We start from the raw sequence: 19,257 nt of genomic DNA on the forward strand, positions 1-19,257 counted from the left end.
CAGGGATCCATGGGGTTGCTTATAACCTATGCTCGGCTTATCGTTTTCCAGGGCAGCAGAGATCCCTTGTTGTTGTGTCCAATCCTAGTAGCCTGTAGAATCTAGAAGAACCTGCCGCTCAACTTGGGGAGTCGAGAAATGCAAGACATCAAGGCCAATGCTCCGCGAATTCTCCTCAATTGGCCAACTCCGCCAGACTATATCCCGCCCCCGCAGCTTTCAGATCGGCAGGTCAGTCTTTGCCCCAAGAGGAAAGCCAAGGGCTTTGGACTAAACTTTGTCAATCTCTCTAAGGAATTGGTGGAGTGCCCAGAGGAAGACTATGACCTCTATGACTTTGTGCAGCAGTCTGAGCAAATTACAAATAAGGAGTTTGACCTAGTTGTTGTTTGGACTTCGAGCTTCGACTACAGCAATCCTCTTAATACCAAAAAGTTTGGCTGTCCAACTGTTTTACTGGCTGGAGACACCCACCACTGGGAGTTTCCCATCAACCATCTCTTGGCCTACTGGGCTACTGAAGGGTTTGACTATGTTGCCACTGCCTATAACCGCCAGCATCTCCACTGGTTTGCTGCAGTGGGCGCTGAGAATCTTGCCTGGTTGCCTCTTATCTCCATGCGCACTGTTACCCACGATTGGGTGGAAGATAGAGAAAATCAAGTGGTCTTTATCGGCCAACAGGGATCCCGCCATCCCAGGCGTTGCCGGCTGGTTCAAGCCATAAAGAATGCAGATTTGCCCATCCTCACCAAAACAGCCAACCGCCAAGAGGCAGCCAAATGGTTTGCCCATTCTCTGATTTCCTTTAACTGCAGCCAAAATGGGGATCTGAACTTAAGGAACTTGGAAGTGATTTCTGCAGGGGGCTTTCTGCTTACTGACCAGCTCTCCTTCGCCTCAGGATTGGACGAACTTTTGGCGCCCGGCACCTACTGCGACACCTACAACTCCGAAGCCGAACTCCTGGAAAAAGTTCGCTACTACCTAGACCATCCCCAAGAAGCCATTCAAATTGCCCGCCGCGCTTATCACACTTTCGACCAACACTGGCATCCCCGCCACCGCATTCAGAACCTGCTGGACTGGGTGTTTGGGGGAGAGCTGCCGGAGCCCTTTCGTTACTCGCCCCGCTCTGATGTGCGCTACTTTGTCAGCACGGCCAGCTCTGCCTGGATAGACACACGACTAGGAATCTACGAGCCCATTCAAGAGCTGCATCGCGTGCAGGAGCGACTGAGGGTATTTGTTGGCCGAGGCTGTCCTGGGGTGATAGCCGCGGACTTGCTGGACCTGCCGCGGCTGGAGCTGTATGTGGAAGAGGGGTTTGGGGATCCCTGTGGTCTGCTGCAGCAGAAGGGAGTGCCCGAGCGAGTTCATGAGGTGAGAGGGGAGCCAGCCAGTTGGCCCAGCTTTGATGCGGTGGTGTGCACAGCTGAGGACTTGCAGCGGCTGGGGCGGCCTGTGAGGGCTAACTTTGCTTTTGTCTTGGCAGAGGACCACCAACTTCTTTTGGCCAATGCCAGTAAGTTAATGGAAGCAGTGTTGACTGGCTTTGACTTTGGCAAACTCAGGTTTTCGGTAAGGCTCTACCCAGACACCGTTTTTTACGAGAGGACGTATCTTAACTTTCCTGTGTTTCTGTCTAGTCAGGTGCAGACGGTTATCGACATCGGAGCTGGGGTAGGCCTTGGTAGCGTTTGTTTTCGGGGTTTCTGCCCTGAGGCGGCCATTCATTGTTTTGAGGTGGATCCCTTGGCCTTGCACCTGCTGCAGCAGAATGCTCTTGGCCTGGGCAACTGCTTTGTGCATCCGGTGGGGCTAGCGGGGCAGAATAGCTGCAGAACTTGTCTGCTCTGGCCGGAAGATCCTCAGGCCGAGTGGGGAGTGGAGCAGGTGCTCCCTTTCCGAGAAGCCAGGGAAGCTTTGAAGGAGTTGGGTTTGGAGTCCATCGATGTGCTCAGGGTAGCTACAGGTGGAGAGGAGGTGGAGGTGTTGACCAGCCTGCAAGAGCAGCTCGAAGATATCAAGGTCATCTATGTGGAGTTTTGCTCAGAACAAGACCGCAAACAGATTGATCAGATGTTGGACCCTACCCATCTCCTCTGGCAGGGAGAAGTTGTAGCAGGCCAAAGAGGAGTCCTTTGCTATCTAAGCAGGGCTTGCTTTGTCGACAACAATTCAAGCCTTGGAGAGGAGACTTAAGGTTATGAACCCAACCATCAGGCCGCTGACAGCAAGTTTTTTGAATTGGCTCAGGGGACCATTCTCTCCATCCGAGAGAAACCTCAGGGGCACTCTGTAGATATTGGATTCTTGGATGTAGGCTGTACACCGGAGCAGTTGCAATGGATAGGTCAGTACGTTGACCACATCGTTGAGCCAGGTTGGAACTATGATATTCCCGACATTGATAGACAACCCAAGTATCCCAAGGCACTAGTTTCTAGGCCTTTCCTTCCTGAATACTTTCCAGGCTATGAAGTTTATATTTGGATTGATGCAGATGCTTGGGTGCAAGATTGGTCTGCAATTTATCTTCTTGCTTTGGGAGCAAAAAGAAAGGGCTTTGCAATAGTCCCGGAGTTATTTGCTAAACACAGCACCAGATCCTTGAGACACGCTTGGATAGCTTTGCAATATAGTCGCTACTTTCACTACACGGATTTTGCTGGTTTAGAGATAGAGCCTTTGCTGAATGCCGGTGTGTTTTCTGGGACTGAGCGATCTCCTCACTGGTCAGCGTGGAGCAGAAGACTGAGTCAAGCCATTTATAACTGCCTTGACATCCTCACAGATCAATTTGCTTTAAACGTAGCTATTTACAAGGACTTAGGTCTGGATAGAGTTGAACTCTTGCCCTTGAGTTGTAACTGGCTAGCTAATTACCAGGAACTTCTATGGGATCCTCGGAGGAGGCTTTGGGTGGATCCTTCCTCACCTCACACTCCTCTAGGCATTGTACATATTTCAGGCCAGGCTAAGGAAAAGCCAACTCACATTGTACCTACAACCGAGGGTTTTAGAGTTGAAACATACCTGAGTTACCCCATTGAGAAACTTACCTCAGTCAAGAGATACGACTACGTCTCGGCAAATCAAAAAAGAGTAAACCTTGACCCATGCTTTCCCTTTCTAGCTGCTATCGATCCACAATCTCACCCTTGGCCTCATGTGAGGAGAGAAGTTCCACATCTTTGGTACGCAGATCAACGCCAGCCTGGTATTGGCTTTGTCAGTCGAGATGAAGCCCACATTCTTTATAACACTGCCCTTAAGCTACAAGGAAAAAACGCTTTGGAGATTGGGTGTTGGTTAGGTTGGTCAACTGCTCACTTGGCAGCAGGAGGAGTTATTCTCGATGTGGTAGATCCTGCTCTAGCCGATCCCCAGATTTATGGAAGTGTGGATCAGTCTCTTCGCTCGGCTGGAGTTCGCTCTAATGTCAATCTCTACCCTGGCCATAGCCCAGCAAAGGTAGAGGAGATCGCCAAGACAGAGAATCGCCGCTGGTCTCTGATTTTTATCGATGGAGACCACACCTCACCAGCCCCCTTGCAGGATGCTCAAGTGGCAGAGCGCTATGCTGCTGAGGATGCCTTGATTCTGTTTCATAATCTAGCCTCGCCGGATGTGGCTGAAGGTTTGAATTACTTGAGAGACAGGGGCTGGAACACGATGATTTACCAGACCATGCAAATTATGGGAGTGGCCTGGCGAGGCAATGTCAAGCCCGTTGAGCATATTCCAGACCCTGCTGTGAATTGGACATTGCCAGAGCACCTCAAGGACTATCCGGTCTGTAACCTTGAGTTGTCTAGGGTGCTAGAGAAAGTTAAATCTTTTACCTTGCTGGGCTTTGAGCGTCTTTGGAGCCTTTATTCACTGGCTAAGCAGGTTTGTGAAGAAGACATTCCTGGGAACTTTGTAGAATGTGGTGTTTGCAGGGGTGGAAGCTCAGCTTTGCTGGCCTGGGTGATTAAGAACTACAGCCGTCGACCTCGCAAGCTATATGCTTTCGATACCTTCTCAGGTATGCCTGATCCAACAGAGGTGGATCGAGATTATCGAGGAGTTGCTGCCAACGATACGGGTTTTGGATCCGGTGCTTTAGCGGCACCCATTTCGGAGAACTTAGAGGTGATTGCCAGGGAACTAGGTGTCTGGGATCTCATTGTCCCCGTGCCAGGGCTGTTTGCTGACACCTTGCCTGCCTATCGAGAGCAAGTGGGTGAGATTGCTCTGCTGCATGCAGATGCTGACTGGTATCAATCAACGATGGATATTTTTCATCATTTCTATGATCAGGTTCATTCCCAAGGATTCATCCAAATCGATGATTACGGACACTGGCAAGGATGTTGCAAAGCTGTTCATGACTTCGAGCAGGAAATCAGAGCCTTTTTTCAGCTCCATAGTGTCGATTACTCAGGAGTTTGGCTGAGTCCTTCTGAGAACTGGCTAGTGGTTAGAGATGGCCTAACAGAAATCTCTAAATCAGAAAGGATCCGCTTGAGTAAGATCAACGTGGGCCTTTTCCCCTACTGGGAAATGGAGACAGAGCAGCTTATCCAAGAACTGGAGGGCTTGCTGGAGCCAATTCTGCGCAGTCCTCAGCCAGAAGACTATGCTCTGATCTTCCTAGGGGATCCGGATCCGCAACTGGCCAATCAAACTCTGGAGATAGCTGCAGGCAACATAGCTCTCAGGCTCATGGAAGAGGGGTTAGAGCTCAGTAGAGAGCCGTTCTGTTCAGTGGTAGCTGGCTTGAACCCCTATCAATGGGAGAGACTCATTCCCCAACTCAACTATCGCTATCCCTTGAAGCGGGAGCGCTTTCCCAAGGGATTACGGCCTGCTATTCAAAAGCTACCTGTGTTGCTGTTGGCCTCCTAGGGATCCATCTGTTGTCTTGAGTTACTTGGCTGTCTACAGGGCGTCTGGATCTACCCCTAGCTCTTGTAGCTTCCGGGCCAGGCGCCCTGCCCGTTGTTCGGCCTGCTCAGCCCTTTGCCGCTCCAGTTCGGCCTCAGTGGGTACCAGTTCCCCAGCAGCAGTGGCCCAGCGAATCCAGGTGGCCTCGATGTCCCGAAACCTGCCCTCCCACTTCACTAGGTACAATCCCAAAACCTCGCTCGGCAAGCAACCCTCTGCATCCTCTTGAATTGGCTCATAGCGGCCGCCCCTTAGCCGAAACCCCGCCCAGTCCTCTGGCTCAAACGGGTCAAACCAAAAGTACTCCGGCACCCGGATAATCTGCTCATAAAGTTGCTTTTTGCTTGTCTTGTCCTCCTGGGCAGTGCTGGGAGAAAGAAGCTCAATCACCACGTCCGGCCCTTTGCCCTGCTCCCAAATCACCCAGCTTTTGCGCTCGCCTTTAGGCACACCCAACACCACAAAATAATCCGGCCCTTTGAAATTGCGGCCGCGGGTCTGCTCCAAGCTGTAGTAGAGAAACATATTGCCACCGACAAAGCCATCAGGGCGCTTCTGCAGCCAGGTTTGGGTAGTGGAGATGAGCAAGTCCATCTGGCACCTGTGCCGCCAGCTTTCCATAGGTTCGCTGTCGTCGTAGGGGAGCTCGTCTTGGGTGGGGGGCAACACGGGTAGATAAACCGGATCCAGCACCTCAGTAATTGGGTTCGGGTTAGTCATTGCCAGTTCTCCTCTCTTTACCCTTACAAGGTATCGGGATCCACCCCTAGCTCCCGCAGCTTCTGGGCCAGGCGCTCTGCTCGCTGCCGCTCTTGCTCAGCCCGTTGGCGTTCGATTTTCTCTGCTTCCTCAGGAGTAGGCACCAGCTCACCATTGGGGAAGAAGTACCGAAGCTGCTGGTTGTGAATCCCCAGGTACAATCCCAGCACCCCGCTCCACCGCCACCCCTCCTTTGTGAGCGGAATCTCCTCGTATTTCTCCCCCCTTAGCCGCAAACCCATGAACTCCAGGGTCTCAGGAGAAAAATAGAAGTACTCTGGAGTTCTGAAAATCCTCTGGTACAGCTCCCGCTTCTCCTCTCGATCCACTTTGGCTGTGGACTCGGAGAGCAGCTCAACAATCAAGTCTGGATATTTCCCCCCTTCTTCCCACACCACCCAAGAAGGGCGGGGGCGGTTTTCTACCCCTTTGACCAAAAACAGATCTGGGCCGTGGAAGTCTTTGGTTTTGAGTTGGTCGCGGCTGTAGTAAACGGTAAGGTTCCAAGACAGGAAGTAGTCGTTGCGATCCTGCCAGATGCGGGTGAGGCAGCTCACCAGAATTAGAAGCTGCAAGGCGTGGAGAGAGTGTTCCATTTCGGGCTCATCGCTGAGCAGCCCCTGGCCGAAGGCATGAGCTCTGCCAGTTGCTCGCGGGTGAGGGGAGTGATTTCCTGCAGTTTCTCTTGGGCTAGCATCTTTGCGTTGGGGGCAAGCAAGTGAATTAGCCATCGGCAGGGATCCCCATCTATGTCCCACTGCTCTGCTCCAGCTTGGCCACACGAGCTTCCAGCTTGCGCAAGGTACGTTGCAGCTCAGGCAAGTGCCGCTGGACGGCCATGCTCTTGCGCCATTCGGCAATAGGCTGATGGGGGTAGCCGGCCACGGTTTGACCAGCGGGGACGTCGCTGGTTACTCCTGTCTGGGCAGCCACGCGCACGCCATCGCCAATGTGCAGGTGCCCGGCCAAGCCACATTGCCCTGCCAAGATGACGTGGTGGCCCAATTGGGTGCTGCCGGCAATGCCCACCTGAGCCACGATCAAGCAGTGGGATCCCGTCTTCACGCCGTGGCCAATCTGCACTAGGTTGTCAATCTTGGTGCCCCGGCCAATGCGGGTCTCGCCAACAGCGGCCCGGTCGATGGTGGTGTTGCTGCCCACCTCTACGCCGTCTTCCAGCACCACCCGGCCTGCCTGCAGCATGCGCCGCCAGGAGCCGTCGGGAAGAGGAATGTGGCCAAAGCCGTCGTCGCCGATGACAGCACCGCTGTGGATTAGGCAATCATCCCCAATCTCCGTGCGCTCGTGAATGACGCAGTTGGCGAAAAGCTGACAGCGGGATCCAATCCGCACGTGGGGGTAGATGGTTACATTGGGGTGGATTTGGGTGTAGTCGCCAATTTTCACCCCTTCCATCACCACTACATGCGGCCCAATGGCCACACCTTCTCCCAACTCAACGCTGGGATCAATCACAGCGGTGGGATGGATCCCAACAGGCAAGCGATAGGGCTGGTAAAACAGCTCGATGGCCTGGGCAAAGAGCAGACGGGGATCCTTCCCTCGCAGGCAAGCAATGGGGCGGGGCAGAACCAGCGATTCCTCCACAATGACGGCGCTGGCTTGGGTCTGCTCCAGCAAGGGTAGGTAGCGGGCTTCACTGAGAAAACTCAGCTCTCCTGGGCGCGCCTCTGCTAGGCTAGCCACGCTGTGAATTTCTAGGGTGGGATCTCCCTCGTAGGGGCATCCCAATTTTTGGGCGATCTCCTGTAGCTGCATTGGGCTTGAGATCCTCTACGATTGCAGCAGCCGCACATCCATCACGGTTCCACGCAAGTTGTAGCTAAAGGTCTCGAGCTCCAGGGGAACGCCGACTTTGACGCGGTTGTTGCCTAGGACAATGCCATTTTCTGTCCGCTGGCCCCGTCCCCGCAAGGTAAACACCAGATCAAAGCGGTAGGGATCTGGGTCAGGCAAGTTCTCAACCCGTCCGTCGGGAAAAACCACCGGCACAGTGCGGCTGACGTTTTCCACCCGCACCACCTCCACCTGGCCGTAGGGTTGGTTGCGGATAATCAAGTCAGCCTTCTGACCTGCTTGAAAAGGTTCCAGGGATCGGCTGCTGACCCCCCGCACAATCATATCCACTTCCACCGGCAGCGTGGGGCCACCCCCCACCTGGACGACGCTGCCCACCTGCCGCCCGGGGAAAAACAGGACAGCCACAATCGCCGCTACTACAATGGCCAGCGCCCCCAGATCCAGAAGGCTGACCTTCCCCAGCAGACGCCCCCGTTCATCGACGAGCCGCATGGCCACTTCTCTTCCAACACCCTGCTTTATTGTAGGGTGCTCTCCTAACTGGGAAACATGGTCATCGGCCAAGTGCAACCACTCGCGGGCTCCCCGCTAGGTAACCAGTGGCAGCCAACTGGCAAAGGAGTGGAGCTGACGGGAGTCGAACCCGTGTCCGAGATGGGTACTGGGGGTTCACTCCTTCACAGGCTTAGCCTCTCTGACCCTCAAGGCAGGGATCGCCGTTTAGATCCCGGCGATGGGAGTTCTCCGCCTAAGCTTAGGCTCTCCCTCGACGGAGCCGGAGAAGAGAGCTGCACCCGTTGGGGTTGTGACCCGCCCACTTAACGGGGTCGTGGGAGGATCCTCGAGCTCAGACTTCTCTTACTGAGCCTTAGGCAGCCAGAGCAGCTGCTTTACGAGCAAAAGGTACGACGTTGTTCGCACCTACTTTGTTGAGCCTAGTGGTAACGGGATAAGCTCAAGCCCGACCTGCATCATGAACCCTTGTTCGCCACCCCGTCGAAACCGTTACAGCCCCGGGGTTAGCTTACATCTAGACTAGCAAAACTCTCGGGGATCCGGCTAGAGTCTTTGCGAATGTGACAAAAGTCCTGCTATCATAACGAAAGTGTAAACTCGGGTCGGTAGCTCAGCGGTAGAGCACTCGGCTTTTAACCGATTGGCCCAGGGTTCGAATCCCTGCCGACCCAGCTTGCGATACCCTCTCCCCCCGGCCTGGCCTAGGCTAGGATTCCAAGAGGCAGGTGGGAGAGGCGAGGTGGCCGTTCTTTCGTGGCAAGACCTAGGCAAAGAGGGGGAGGTCAAGCTGTTGCTGGCGCCGTGCGTGGAGGAAGCGCTAGCGAGCCTGGCGGAGGAGGCTGAAACTCGAGAGACGGTCTTTGTCTCCAAGCTTTGGCACCGAATTCCTGCCCAGGATGCCATCCTCGATGAGTGTCTGCAGGTGCTGGCGAGGGTAGCCCTATCCCTCTGGCCTTATTGGTATGGGGAAAAGTTTGAGCCGGGCACAACGGCAGAGGTTCAAGCTCACAATCGTCTCCGCGCCCAAGAGCTACCAGCAAAACAGGATCCCACCATTGCCAACGCCTGGCTCAGGGCGGCCATGCACTTGTGCCAACAGCAACGCCTGCCTCTGCTGCCAGGGATCCAGCGGGCGATCCAGGTGCAGCAACTGGCCAAGGCCATTGCCCCTCGCGAGCTGACCTTGGCTTTGGCAGCCGACGAGACAGAGCCGGCGCCCAGCTACTTACTCGGCTTGGCCAAGGCAGCTATCTGGTTGGCTGACCACAGTCAGGCACGGCTGGTGCTGGTGGTGCCGAGCGCTTTGACTGATCACCCCGAATTGGCCTCCGTGAGCTACGGTGCCATTCGACTGCCGCTTCCTGAGAGGCTAAAGGAGTTCGACAGCTCGGTACAGGTGGTGGTGGGTTACAAGGGATCCCCTCACCCCTTCAGTCCCGCCGAGAGAAAGCTGGCCGACCGGGTGGCAGCAGATGCACAGTTAAAGAATTTGCTGGAATTCAACCAAACTGTACAGAGTGTTAACGGACGCGCTTTCCGAGCGGATCTGCTTTGGCGGGAGGGTAAGGTGGTAGTGGAAGTGGATGGGCCAGAGCACCGCGAGCCAAACCACTACTACCAGGATCGCCTGCGGGACTACGAGTTGCTCATCTCCGGCTACTTGGTGTTGCGGATTCCCAATGAGCTGGTGATGTCCGACTGCGAGCGGGCGGTGGAGATGATCCGCAAGGTGGTTCAATTGCAACAGAGCCGGCTTTGAGGCAGGGCTGGAGGTTGGGGAAATGAGCGATTTGTTGCCCAAAAGCGAAATCTTGCTCTGGAAGCTCCTGCTAACAGGGGAAGAACCGACCAAGTCGCAAGTGAAGCCAAAGCATAGGGCCAAAGAGCTCAAGCTGTTGGAGGAAAAGGGCCTCATTGAATGCAAGACTGTAGTCGAAAAGGGAAGGAGGATAACCCGGCTTGTGCTGACTGACAAGGCCTGGGACTGGGCTTCTACCACACCTCCAACAGCCATCGCCCGCTCCAAGTCGCCAGAGGCAGCAGTTGTTTTGCAAAAGGCGTTGGCAACCCTAGTGGATTACGCACAGCGGGAGAACGTTCCCTTGGCGCGGATTCTAGGCCTACGGCCCGCTGACGCGAACAGGCCAGATAGCCCTAGCAAACCCCGTCCCGACAACGGGGTAGAAGTCGATCTCGACTTCCTGGAGAAGGTCTTTCGAACTTGCGAGGGGATGGGAGGGCGCCACTCCCGGGTTTACCTATCGGATTTGCGAAAGAGATTTCCCCATGTGCCACGTCAGCAATTGGATCAGGCTCTTGTGGCTTTAGATCGCCAGGCCAAGATTGTATTGATGCCTCTTGACGATCCCTCAACTATCACTCCTGAACGCGAGGCGGCGGCTATTACCCTCTCCGGTGCCAAAAGACACTTTCTGCGAATTAGGAGTTAAGTATGCGGAGCACGGAAACTGTGATCTCTCTGCCAGAACAACAGAAGGACCTTGAGGCTCTCAAGGAAGTTGATTTTGATTGGACAGTTCATCTGAAGAAAATCTGGCAGGTACCAGAGTTTGACGTTCCCGATCTTAATCGAGAAGCCAGAGAGCAACTATTCGAGCGGCTGGAGAAGCTGATTCAATCTCCCAAAAACGGATCTCCGCTGGGGATCCCTGTCCTCGGCAGCGGCGGCACTGGGAAAACTCACCTGCTCAGGGTATTGAGGCAGCGCTGCTTTGAAAAGGGCGTGGGATTCGTCCTGGTGGACATGACAGATGTGAAGGATTTCTGGAAAACATTGGTTCAGGGATACCTTACATCTTTGATGCAGGAAGAGCCAGATGGAAGAAGCCAGTTAGAGAAGGTTCTCGATCAAATTTTCCTGAAAGCTCTGGCCAGTCCTAGGAGAGCGGAAGAGATTGGCAGACTTCCTCCCAATCTCTTATTCAGAGTTGTCAATCGAGTTCTGCAATGGCTGTCCACTCAGGATAAGAGCAACACACTTAAGTATAGAGACTGTGTGAGGGCCATGATTTTGGCCAACTCTGCCAACTTTGCGATAGCTGCGGCTGGAATAAGCTGGATAGAGGGCTTAGGCGTAGATCCAGAGATGAAGGAACAACTCGGTTTTGACTCGCCAGGCCTAGCTCCCAGCGAGACCGTCGCGGGGCTTTCTTGGCTCATGAGCCTGAGGGGGCCCACTGTAGTTGCTTTGGATCAACTGGATCCGATCATCGCACAATCTCACACAGCTTCGGGAGAACCAGGAGCAGAGGCAAAGGCAGTAGGAGATATCGTTCACAGCATTGGGGGTGGCCTTATTGCCCTACGGGATTATCTCTCTCAATCTCTTGTAGTTGTCTCCTGTTTAGAAGAGTCTTGGGAAATTCTGAAAAAGACGGTTGTTTCTACCTTTTCAGATCGTTTTGAGTCTCCTTTGATCTTAACGTTTCTTCCTTCTGCAGCAACCGCTGAGGCTGTTGTTGTCTCTCGTTTAGGAAAAGCCTATCCTAAGGTTAACTTTACCCCTCCTTATCCCTCTTACCCCTTTAAGCCGGAGTTTTTCGAAATCAATCAATTTCTGTCTCCTCGAGAGCTTCTGAGAAAATGCGATGAGCACAAGAAGATCTGCTTGGAATTAGGGACAGTTATCGAGGCTCCCATTCCTTCTCCTCCTCTTCCACGTCGTCGTCCGCGAGAACTGGATTGCGAGTTTGAGAAGTTCAAGCAAGACGTCGATATCTCTCCGTACTTACAGGAAGACAGGGATAGTCCATGGAAGAAACTTTTGACTTCTGTATGTCACTTTCTCGTCTGGCAAGAACGGTTGCCAGCCAGCATTGGTACCCAGGTCGAAACTGATTTCCCTGGAGGCAAAAGTTTTTCCCCCTTGCATTCTCGTCTGCGGCTGATCTTCCATGAGGCAAATGAGCGAGAAAAGCACCTTTGTTTGAGAGCCATTCAATCAGGTCATCACAAAGCCTTCCAGGCGCGCTTAGTAGCCGCTGAGACAGAAGCTGGGATCGATCCGGCCTTGCGATTCCGCAAGCTGGTGGTGGTGCGCACCATTCCTCGCCCAAGAGGTCCGGTAAGCCAAAGCTTGTGGCAGAGTTTTCTTAAAAAGGGTGGGATCCACTGGCAGCCCAGCAAGGAGGAAATCAGGGTTCTGCTGGCCCTAGAGCAGCTCAAATCCAGACGCGATTTTAGAGATTGGCTGGCGGAGCGGCAACCTCTTACCCAACTGGCAAATGCTGAGCCGGATTCAGCGCTGGCCAAAATCCTTGCCTGGCTGAGGGAAGGGATCCCGGCTAACTAGGCTACGAGAGCTGAGCCCGATGAAAAGGGAGTTTCCTCCCCTCCTAGGGCAGGGAACGGAAAAGCTCCTGAAGCCAAGCAAGACTTGCAGCCGCCGAGACCTTCGCCAGGTTTGTTTGTCGGACGACGCTGGATAGCCAACCGGGAGGGTGAGCCAGTTTTTCTGCCCATCGAGGAGCTGGTGCGGCACACTGTGATTTTGGCTGGCAGCGGCTCGGGGAAAACGGTGCTCTTGAGGCGAATGGTGGAAGAGGCAGCCTTGCAGGGGATCCCTTCCATCGTCATCGATGCAGCCAACGACTTGGCCCGGCTGGGGGATCCCTGGCCTGCCGCTCCCAAGGGCTGGACAGAGGAGGATCAAGCCAAGGCAGAGCGCTACTTTGCCCAAACCGAGGTGGTGGTTTGGACCCCTGGGCTGGCGGCGGGCAACCCCCTCACCCTTGCCCCCCTGCCGGACTTTGCTGCGCTGGCCGGTGATCCCGAAGAGCTGGATCAGGCCGTCGACATGGCCTGGGGCGCCCTTCAGGAGACCGTGGCTCCCGGCAAGACCGTCAGGGACGAGCTGAAGCGGGGGGTTCTCAAGGCAGCTTTGAAATACTTTGCCACCCACCAGCCGGGATCTCTAGCTGACTTTGCCGAGTTCCTTGCGGACCTGCCTCCGGAAGCAGGAGCCGGTATCAGCAAGGCGCCGCAACTGGCGCTGCAGATGGCTAATCTCCTCAAGGCTGCCATGGTTAACAACAAGTTGCTCCATCAACAGGGGATGGCGTTGGATCCGGCCATCTTGTTGGGGCTGGGCTCAGACTACGGCAAAACCCGGGTGTCGGTTGTCAACTTGGTGGGCCTTCCCACCCTGGGGGAACAGCAGCAATTTCTCAATCAACTGGCCATGGCGCTGTTTACCTGGATCAAGAAAAACCCCGCCCCGCCGGAAGCGCCAGTGCGCGGGCTGCTGGTCATCGACGAGGCCAAAGACTTTGTGCCCTCCCAGGGGACTACCCCCTGCAAGCAGAGCCTGCTGCGCCTGGCCGCCCAAGCGCGCAAATACGGCTTGGGTCTCATTTTTGCTACCCAAGCACCCAAGAGCATCGACCACAACGTCATCGCCAACTGCTCCACCCAGTTTTTTGGCCGAGTCACGTCTCCGGCAGCCATTGAGGTAGTGCGGGAGCAAATTGCCCAGCGGGGAGGAAGCGGAGAAGATGTGGCTGTCTTAAAGGTGGGACAGTTTTATCTCTCCTCGCAGCAGCTTCACCCGCCCTGCAAAATCCAAACTCCCTGGTGCCTGTCTTTTCACGCCCCCACCCCTCTAAACGAAGCTGAGGTGATCCAGCGCTCCCAGGCGGTCAAGATCTAGGCCCTTATCTCAGCAGTTCTGCCGCTGTTGGCTGTCGCGGCAATCTTCTCATTGCTCTTCTATTCCCTGGCAACTTGCTGCTGCCAATTCCTGAGGCTGCCTGGCAGTTGGGAGGCCTCTGGAGCTATGCTCCCTTAAGGCAACTCGGGCAAGCTCGAGGCTTGCACGGCCACTTTGGGGAGCAGGGATCCTCGGGAGCAGGGCAATGGGGCAGGGGCTAGGAAAAGCTCAGCAGCGGTGGTGGGTGTTGGGTCTAGTGGTGATTTGGGCTTGGCTGAGCTGGGGGAGGATGGCCTGGCCTGCTGCCTCCTGCCAGGATCCTCTCTTCCTCCGGCAAATCTTGGCCGCAATGGGCCGGCCTGAGGTGGTGGTGGAGGAAGTAGCTCTGTTTGATAGAGATCAGTGCCTTGTCCAGTTGGTGTTGGATCGCCGCGGGCTAAGGGGATCCCTGCCACCGGAGATCGGCCAGTTTCGCCGGCTGCGGGCTCTGTCCCTAAGCTACAACCAACTTTCCGGCCCTATCCCCGCCGAGCTAGGGCAGTTGAGGGAGTTGGAACAGCTTTTTCTCGACTACAACCAGTTCTCTGGCCCCATTCCGCCGGAGCTAGGACAACTGGGCAAGCTGCGGGGACTGTTTTTGGATCACAACCAGCTCTCTGGATCCATTCCTCCAGAGCTAGGTCGGCTCAGCCGCCTAGAAAACCTCTGCTTGCAAGATAACCAGCTCAGTGGCAGCATTCCTAGCCAACTCGGCCAGCTCAGCTCTCTTAAGGGGCTGTTTTTGGATCGCAACCAGCTTTCTGGGCCCATTCCGCCCCAACTGGGGCAACTGCGCAACCTGGAAAATCTGTACCTGTCGGACAATCGCCTCAGCGGACCCATACCCCCCGAGCTAGCCCAGCTTAAGCAATTGCGGGATCTACGCCTGGCCCGTAACCAGCTTACAGGTGAGCTACCCGGCTTTTTGACAGAACTGCCTCGGCTGGAACGGCTCCACATTGGGGGCAACCCCGGCCTGTGCCTGCCAGCTGTCCTTTCTAGTTGGTTTGCTGCCCTCAGTGAAGGGGATCCCGCCCCCACCTTCCCCTGTCCCTAGGGCAGGGATCTCCAGCTCTCGCCTTAACCTGCGATACTGGGATCAGGTGTCCACAGCCCACTACGCGAACGGTCAGCCATGTATACTCTCGAACTGCTCCTGAAAGGGAATCCTGTCCCTATCGTCATCCACCAAAAAGAGGAGGAAGCGGCCAACCGCGCCTATCAAAGTGTGGTTGAGGCTCTTCGCAACGGATCCCCTCAGAGCCTAGAGCTGACCTGCGACCGCACGGGCAAGAAGGTGTTCTTGCTAACTGCCGAGCTCTGTGGTGTGCAAATAACCTCCAAGTCCGGCACCGCGCCCATGGGAGTCCGCCCTGGCTTCTTGGCCCAGTTGCAGGGCTAAGGCCAGCTTCTTAGGGGTCTATGAGTTCCCTCACTGGGAGAGAACCCCCGTTGGCTATCCGGGTAGAGGGCTTGACCTTTGCCTGGCCAGGAAGTCCGCCGGTCCTGCAGGAGTGCAGCTTTGCTGTTCCCAAGGGCCAGCTATGGATGCTGCTGGGGCCCAATGGCAGCGGCAAATCGACCTTGCTGCAGCTCCTGTCGGGAGTGCTCACCCATCCCCAGCCCCTGGCGGGGTTCTGGGAGGTGCGGGGGCGGCTAGGCTACGTGTTTCAGAACCCGGATCAGCAACTGTTTATGCCAACGGTGGGGGCCGATGTAGCTTTTGGTTTGGGGGCAGAGCCCCTCACCTTGGAAGAAATCCAGGAGCGGGTGGAGAGGGCCCTGGAGCAGGTGGGCTTGCGCCACTTGATCCGCCGGCCTATCCACGGCCTCAGCGGTGGGCAGAAGCAACGGGTAGCAGTTGCCGGGGCGTTGGCCCAGCGCTGTGAAGTACTGCTGTTGGACGAGCCGACGGCCCTCTTGGATCCCGATAGCCAGAGGGATCTGCTGCGCTGCGTCCGCCAACTGGTGGATCAAGAGGGGATCACTGCTCTTTGGGTCACCCATCGGCTGGCAGAGCTGGAATGGGCAGACGGGGCGATCTTTCTGGCGCAAGGGCAGGTACGCCAACAGGGATCCCCGGAACAGGTGCGGCAGCAGATTAGCCAACTGTTTGGCGGCTTGAGGTGATCCCAAAGAGATTGCAAAAGGATGGCAACACCCTCCGGCGGGGGCTACATAGAATAGTAGGTAGTAGATTCACTGCGATTGGTTGGCCAACGGTATCATCTTCAACCTATCCGTGGACGATCTGCGTCAACCAACCCAGGGGTGAAGAGCCCTGCCGGTCGAAAGGAGCTTGAGAATATGGGACTGTCTGAAGTCATTGCCAAAGAGCTGGAGAACGCGCGCAAAGTCTGCTCTGAGTACGGCGAAGGGGATCCCCACTGCCGTGCAGCCTGGGATGCGGTAGAGGAGGTGCTGGCAGCCCGCAGCCACCAGCCAAAAGCCCCCACCAGCCTCGAGCAGCACTGTGCTGAAAACCCCGACGCCGTCGAGTGCCGCGTTTACGACACCTGATTTCTGGGTTAAAACGCAGCAGCCTGCCAGCTCCCTAGGGGCGGGCTCTGTTTTTCTCTCACGGAGAGAGCTTTTGAGCAGAATCAGCCCGCAGCCACTGCCTCATCCACAAGACAAAGGCTATTCCCAACAGCGCCGTTTGCGGGATCAGCGTCTGCCAAGTGGGATAGATCCCCAACCAGCGCAGCTTCGGGATCCCGGATAGGGGGGTTGTCGGAAGCCAGCCTGCAACCTGCAAAGCGTGGAGGCTGCTGCCCAGGAACTTAAAGCCCAAGTAAAAGATCAGCAGGCTTAAACCCCGGAAAAAAGCCCCCAAGGGCAGTTTTAGACCCAAGGGCAAAAGCAAAACTGCCACTCCTGCAAGCAGAAGAGCTCCCAAGCCAATTCCGAGCCAGAGATCCCGAGCCGGCAGGGAAGGCGCCAATCCCACATAGAACACCACCGTTTCCGCCCCTTCGCGAAACACGGCTGTAAAGGCCAGAAAAGCTAGGGAAAAAACCTGACCGCTGGCAAGGGCTACTTGAGCTTGTTCGTGGACGAAAGTTTGCCGGGCAGCGGTGGCCGACCGCCGGTGCAGCCAGAGGCTGATCGAAAACAGTAGACCTGCTGCCACCAGCCCCGTGATCCCCTCCAGCACCTCCTGGCGGGTGTGGGTAAGTAGCTGCTGGAAAAACAGCTTGACCAAGAGGCCAAGCAGCACCGCTGCCAATAGACCCGCTGCTCCTCCCAGCCATACCCAGCGCTGCTGGGCCGACTGCCCGCTCTTCCCAAGAAGCGCCACCAGGGCCAGCAGCACCAAGAGAGCTTCCAGGCCCTCCCGCAGCAGGATCGAGGTAGCATCCAAGAAAGTGTAGTCCGACATGCTGAGCCGGCAGGCGGCTTAAAGGCCTAGGCGTTGGCTGGAATAAACTTCAAAGCTGCCGAGTTGATGCAGTAGCGCAAGCCTGTTGGAGGGGGGCCATCCGGAAACACATGCCCCAGGTGACCGCCACAGTTGGAGCAGTGCACTTCGGTGCGGGGCACAAGCAGCTTCCAGTCGGTCTTGGTGCCAATCACCCCTGGAGCAACTGGCTGCCAAAAGCTGGGCCAGCCGGTGCCGCTGTCGTATTTGGCCTCTGAAGAGAACAGCGCCTGCCCACAGCCCGCGCAGACATAGATCCCTGGGGCTTTGTTGTTGTAGTAGGCATTGCGGAAGGGGGGTTCAGTCCCTTCTTGACGCAGCACGTAGTACTGTTCTTCAGTAAGCAGCTGCCGCCACTCGGCGTCGCTTTTGGTTACGGGGTAGCTTGGTTGAGCCATTGGTGGTTGCTCTCCTGTCGTCCTCAATTCTAACGCTTCTTCCTGCTCTGCCTCCGCTCTTCGGCACGTCGGGGAGAACCGGGGAGTTTCTAGGAGTTCTATCGGAAACTTCTATCCTCGGCTAGGGGCATACTCCCGCTACAATGGGCGCAGGCAAAGACGGAGCTTCTTATGTTGCTAGTCGGCTCAGGTGCCAAGTTTGTGCAACAGCTCGAGCAGGCTGGGGCTTTGGCCATGTTTGTCACGCCGGAAGGGGGATCCGAAGGACACTACCTGCGGCGGCTGCGTGGAGCCGGCTATGAGGTGGTTACCCTCTCTAGCAAGGGAATTGGGGATCTAGCCAGCTATCTGACGCGCAGCCATGGGGTGCGGCCTGCCACCCTGGGCAAGTCGCAGCGGCGCACCTACTTCTACCCTTCGCTAATTGAGCAGTACCGGGCCACTTTGCCCCCCAAGGCCAAGGGATTGGTCTTTTGGTTTTACGAAGGGCATGTCCTCAGCCGGCAAGAACTTTCCTACTTGGTGAAGCTAAGCCAAGAAGACAAGGGCGTGAAGTTTGTGGTGGAGCTGGCTCGAGAGCGGTCCATTCGCTGGCAACCTTTAGAGAGCGCCCTGCAGAGCGCCTGAGGATCTTTGCTACTATCTCAAGTAGGCGGCCTTGCTGGTGGCTAGTTGTACCCGTGACCTTGCCGAAAGCCTCGCTGCACCAGGGCACTTGGTTCAAGCTCATCTGTGGCGCAAGTTTCCACCACTTGCCCTCAATTCGGGAGTTAGCCTTTCTCTACACCCTAGCTGGGGCCGATTGCATCGACGTTGCCGCTGAGCCGGCTATTGTCCGAGCTGCCCAACAAGGGATCCAGCGAGCCCAAGCAGAAGACCCGCAAGCGGGATCCCCTTGGCTGATGGTTAGCCTTAACGACGGCGAGGATGTCCATTTCCGCAAGGCAGTCCTGACAGAGCCCACCTGCCCTGCCGAGTGTCCACAGCCTTGTGTGGCGGTCTGTCCGCCCCATGCCTTGGTGCCTCTAGGCCCCTCTGCCCGGGTTTACATCCAGGCGGAGCTGTGCTACGGCTGTGGCCGCTGCGAGCCCGTCTGTCCCTACCGGCGCATTGTTACCTCTGGCTATCAGGTGGTAGTAGCGGAGGTCTTGCCCTCTCTAGTGGAGCTGGGCGTTCAGGCAGTAGAAATCCACACCTGTATCGGCCGGCAGAAGCAGTTTGAGCAAGTGTGGAGAGCCCTGAAGCCATGGCTGGGACGGCTGCAGGCCGTCTCGATTAGCTTTAACGATGGTCCGGGCCTTGAGGCCTATTTGCGGGATTTGCTAACCCTGATGGATCCTGTGCCGGAGGTGTTGATCTGGCAGGTGGACGGCCGGCCCATGAGCGGAGATATTGGGGCTGGCACCAGCAAGGCCACCCTAAAGCTGGCCCGCAAGGTGCTGGACATGGGCCTACCTGGCTATGTGCAATTGGCAGGTGGAACCAATGCGCAAACAGTGTCGCTGTTGGATCCCTGCTGGCCAGTGGCGGGGATCGCCTTTGGCAGTTATGCCCGCCAGTTGGTGGCTGCCCATCTAGAGGAAGGATCTGGCCTGACCACAGCGATCCTGTTAGCCAAGCAGTTGGTGCAGCAGGTAAAGCAGCGGCCAGTTGCCCTCCGACCGAGCTGTTTTTCCAGTGCTTGACAGCGTCGCTTGACC

18 protein-coding genes, 1 tRNA gene and 1 other RNA gene are annotated in these 19,257 nt (G+C 56.1%); 13 read left to right on the forward strand and 7 right to left on the reverse strand.

Going from position 1 to position 19,257, the window contains the following annotated elements:
* The first annotated feature begins 138 nt into the window (after positions 1-138).
* Together NW833_RS08400 and NW833_RS08405 are read left to right on the forward strand one after the other, a co-directional pair.
* Positions 139-2,205, forward strand: coding sequence for a glycosyltransferase (locus tag NW833_RS08400; protein WP_414412170.1), 2,067 nt, complete (start codon positions 139-141; stop codon positions 2,203-2,205).
* 45 nt (positions 2,206-2,250) lie between these two features.
* A complete protein-coding gene (locus NW833_RS08405) occupies positions 2,251-4,896 on the forward strand; it encodes a class I SAM-dependent methyltransferase (RefSeq protein WP_414412171.1) in 2,646 nt (881 codons plus the stop codon).
* A 33-nt stretch (positions 4,897-4,929) separates the two neighbouring features.
* Here NW833_RS08405 and NW833_RS08410 read toward each other — a convergent pair whose 3' ends face one another.
* From NW833_RS08410 to ssrA, 5 genes are all read right to left on the reverse strand, one after another.
* Entirely contained in the window at positions 4,930-5,655 is a 726-nt protein-coding gene (locus NW833_RS08410; protein ID WP_414412172.1) for a Uma2 family endonuclease, read from the reverse strand.
* Between the two features lie 23 nt (positions 5,656-5,678).
* Positions 5,679-6,290, reverse strand: coding sequence for a Uma2 family endonuclease (locus NW833_RS08415; RefSeq protein WP_414412173.1), 612 nt, complete (start codon positions 6,288-6,290; stop codon positions 5,679-5,681).
* 151 nt (positions 6,291-6,441) lie between these two features.
* Positions 6,442-7,473, reverse strand: coding sequence for a UDP-3-O-(3-hydroxymyristoyl)glucosamine N-acyltransferase (gene lpxD / locus NW833_RS08420; protein ID WP_414412174.1), 1,032 nt, complete (start codon positions 7,471-7,473; stop codon positions 6,442-6,444).
* Positions 7,474-7,488: 15 nt separating this feature from the next.
* The gene (locus NW833_RS08425) at positions 7,489-8,007 is read right to left on the reverse strand and encodes a DUF4330 domain-containing protein (protein ID WP_414412175.1); all 519 of its coding nucleotides are present in this window, start codon (positions 8,005-8,007) and stop codon (positions 7,489-7,491) included.
* Between the two features lie 127 nt (positions 8,008-8,134).
* Positions 8,135-8,530: a transfer-messenger RNA gene (gene ssrA, locus NW833_RS08430) on the reverse strand.
* Positions 8,531-8,630: 100 nt separating this feature from the next.
* Here ssrA and NW833_RS08435 point away from each other — a divergent pair.
* The 9 genes from NW833_RS08435 to NW833_RS08475 all read left to right on the forward strand — a co-directional run bounded on the left by NW833_RS08435 (position 8,631) and on the right by NW833_RS08475 (position 16,258).
* A tRNA-Lys gene (locus NW833_RS08435) sits at positions 8,631-8,702 on the forward strand.
* Between the two features lie 68 nt (positions 8,703-8,770).
* Complete coding sequence (locus NW833_RS08440; RefSeq protein WP_414412176.1) at positions 8,771-9,790, forward strand: endonuclease domain-containing protein; 1,020 nt, start codon at positions 8,771-8,773, stop codon at positions 9,788-9,790.
* Between the two features lie 202 nt (positions 9,791-9,992).
* Positions 9,993-10,481 (forward strand): hypothetical protein, encoded by a 489-nt coding sequence (locus NW833_RS08445; protein ID WP_414412177.1) that lies wholly within the window; start codon positions 9,993-9,995, stop codon positions 10,479-10,481.
* 2 nt (positions 10,482-10,483) lie between these two features.
* Positions 10,484-12,343 carry an ATP-binding protein gene (locus tag NW833_RS08450; RefSeq protein WP_414412178.1) on the forward strand — a complete coding sequence of 620 codons (1,860 nt, stop codon included), beginning with the start codon at positions 10,484-10,486 and terminating at the stop codon, positions 12,341-12,343.
* Positions 12,344-12,454: 111 nt separating this feature from the next.
* Positions 12,455-13,699 carry an ATP-binding protein gene (locus NW833_RS08455; RefSeq protein ID WP_414412179.1) on the forward strand — a complete coding sequence of 415 codons (1,245 nt, stop codon included), beginning with the start codon at positions 12,455-12,457 and terminating at the stop codon, positions 13,697-13,699.
* A 205-nt stretch (positions 13,700-13,904) separates the two neighbouring features.
* The gene (locus tag NW833_RS08460) at positions 13,905-14,795 is read left to right on the forward strand and encodes a hypothetical protein (protein WP_414412180.1); all 891 of its coding nucleotides are present in this window, start codon (positions 13,905-13,907) and stop codon (positions 14,793-14,795) included.
* Between the two features lie 78 nt (positions 14,796-14,873).
* Entirely contained in the window at positions 14,874-15,140 is a 267-nt protein-coding gene (locus tag NW833_RS08465; protein WP_414412181.1) for a hypothetical protein, read from the forward strand.
* 20 nt (positions 15,141-15,160) lie between these two features.
* Positions 15,161-15,868, forward strand: coding sequence for an energy-coupling factor ABC transporter ATP-binding protein (locus NW833_RS08470; protein ID WP_414412182.1), 708 nt, complete (start codon positions 15,161-15,163; stop codon positions 15,866-15,868).
* 177 nt (positions 15,869-16,045) lie between these two features.
* A complete protein-coding gene (locus tag NW833_RS08475) occupies positions 16,046-16,258 on the forward strand; it encodes a CP12 domain-containing protein (RefSeq protein ID WP_414393069.1) in 213 nt (70 codons plus the stop codon).
* Between the two features lie 58 nt (positions 16,259-16,316).
* On the opposite strand, the gene NW833_RS08480 is transcribed toward NW833_RS08475, so the two are convergent.
* The gene (locus NW833_RS08480) at positions 16,317-17,120 is read right to left on the reverse strand and encodes an FTR1 family protein (RefSeq protein ID WP_414412183.1); all 804 of its coding nucleotides are present in this window, start codon (positions 17,118-17,120) and stop codon (positions 16,317-16,319) included.
* Between the two features lie 26 nt (positions 17,121-17,146).
* Entirely contained in the window at positions 17,147-17,557 is a 411-nt protein-coding gene (gene msrB / locus NW833_RS08485) for a peptide-methionine (R)-S-oxide reductase MsrB (RefSeq protein WP_414412184.1), read from the reverse strand.
* A gap of 171 nt (positions 17,558-17,728) precedes the next feature.
* Between msrB and ndhN the strand changes: the two genes are divergently transcribed.
* The gene (gene ndhN / locus NW833_RS08490) at positions 17,729-18,184 is read left to right on the forward strand and encodes an NAD(P)H-quinone oxidoreductase subunit N (RefSeq protein ID WP_414393074.1); all 456 of its coding nucleotides are present in this window, start codon (positions 17,729-17,731) and stop codon (positions 18,182-18,184) included.
* A gap of 53 nt (positions 18,185-18,237) precedes the next feature.
* On the forward strand, positions 18,238-19,242 hold the full coding sequence (locus NW833_RS08495) for an LdpA C-terminal domain-containing domain (protein WP_414412185.1): 1,005 nt from the start codon (positions 18,238-18,240) through the stop codon (positions 19,240-19,242).
* Positions 19,243-19,257: the final 15 nt, after the last annotated feature.

This window comes from Synechococcus sp. O70.1, assembly GCF_047462215.1.
Classification (GTDB): Bacteria; Cyanobacteriota; Cyanobacteriia; order Thermostichales; family Thermostichaceae; genus Thermostichus.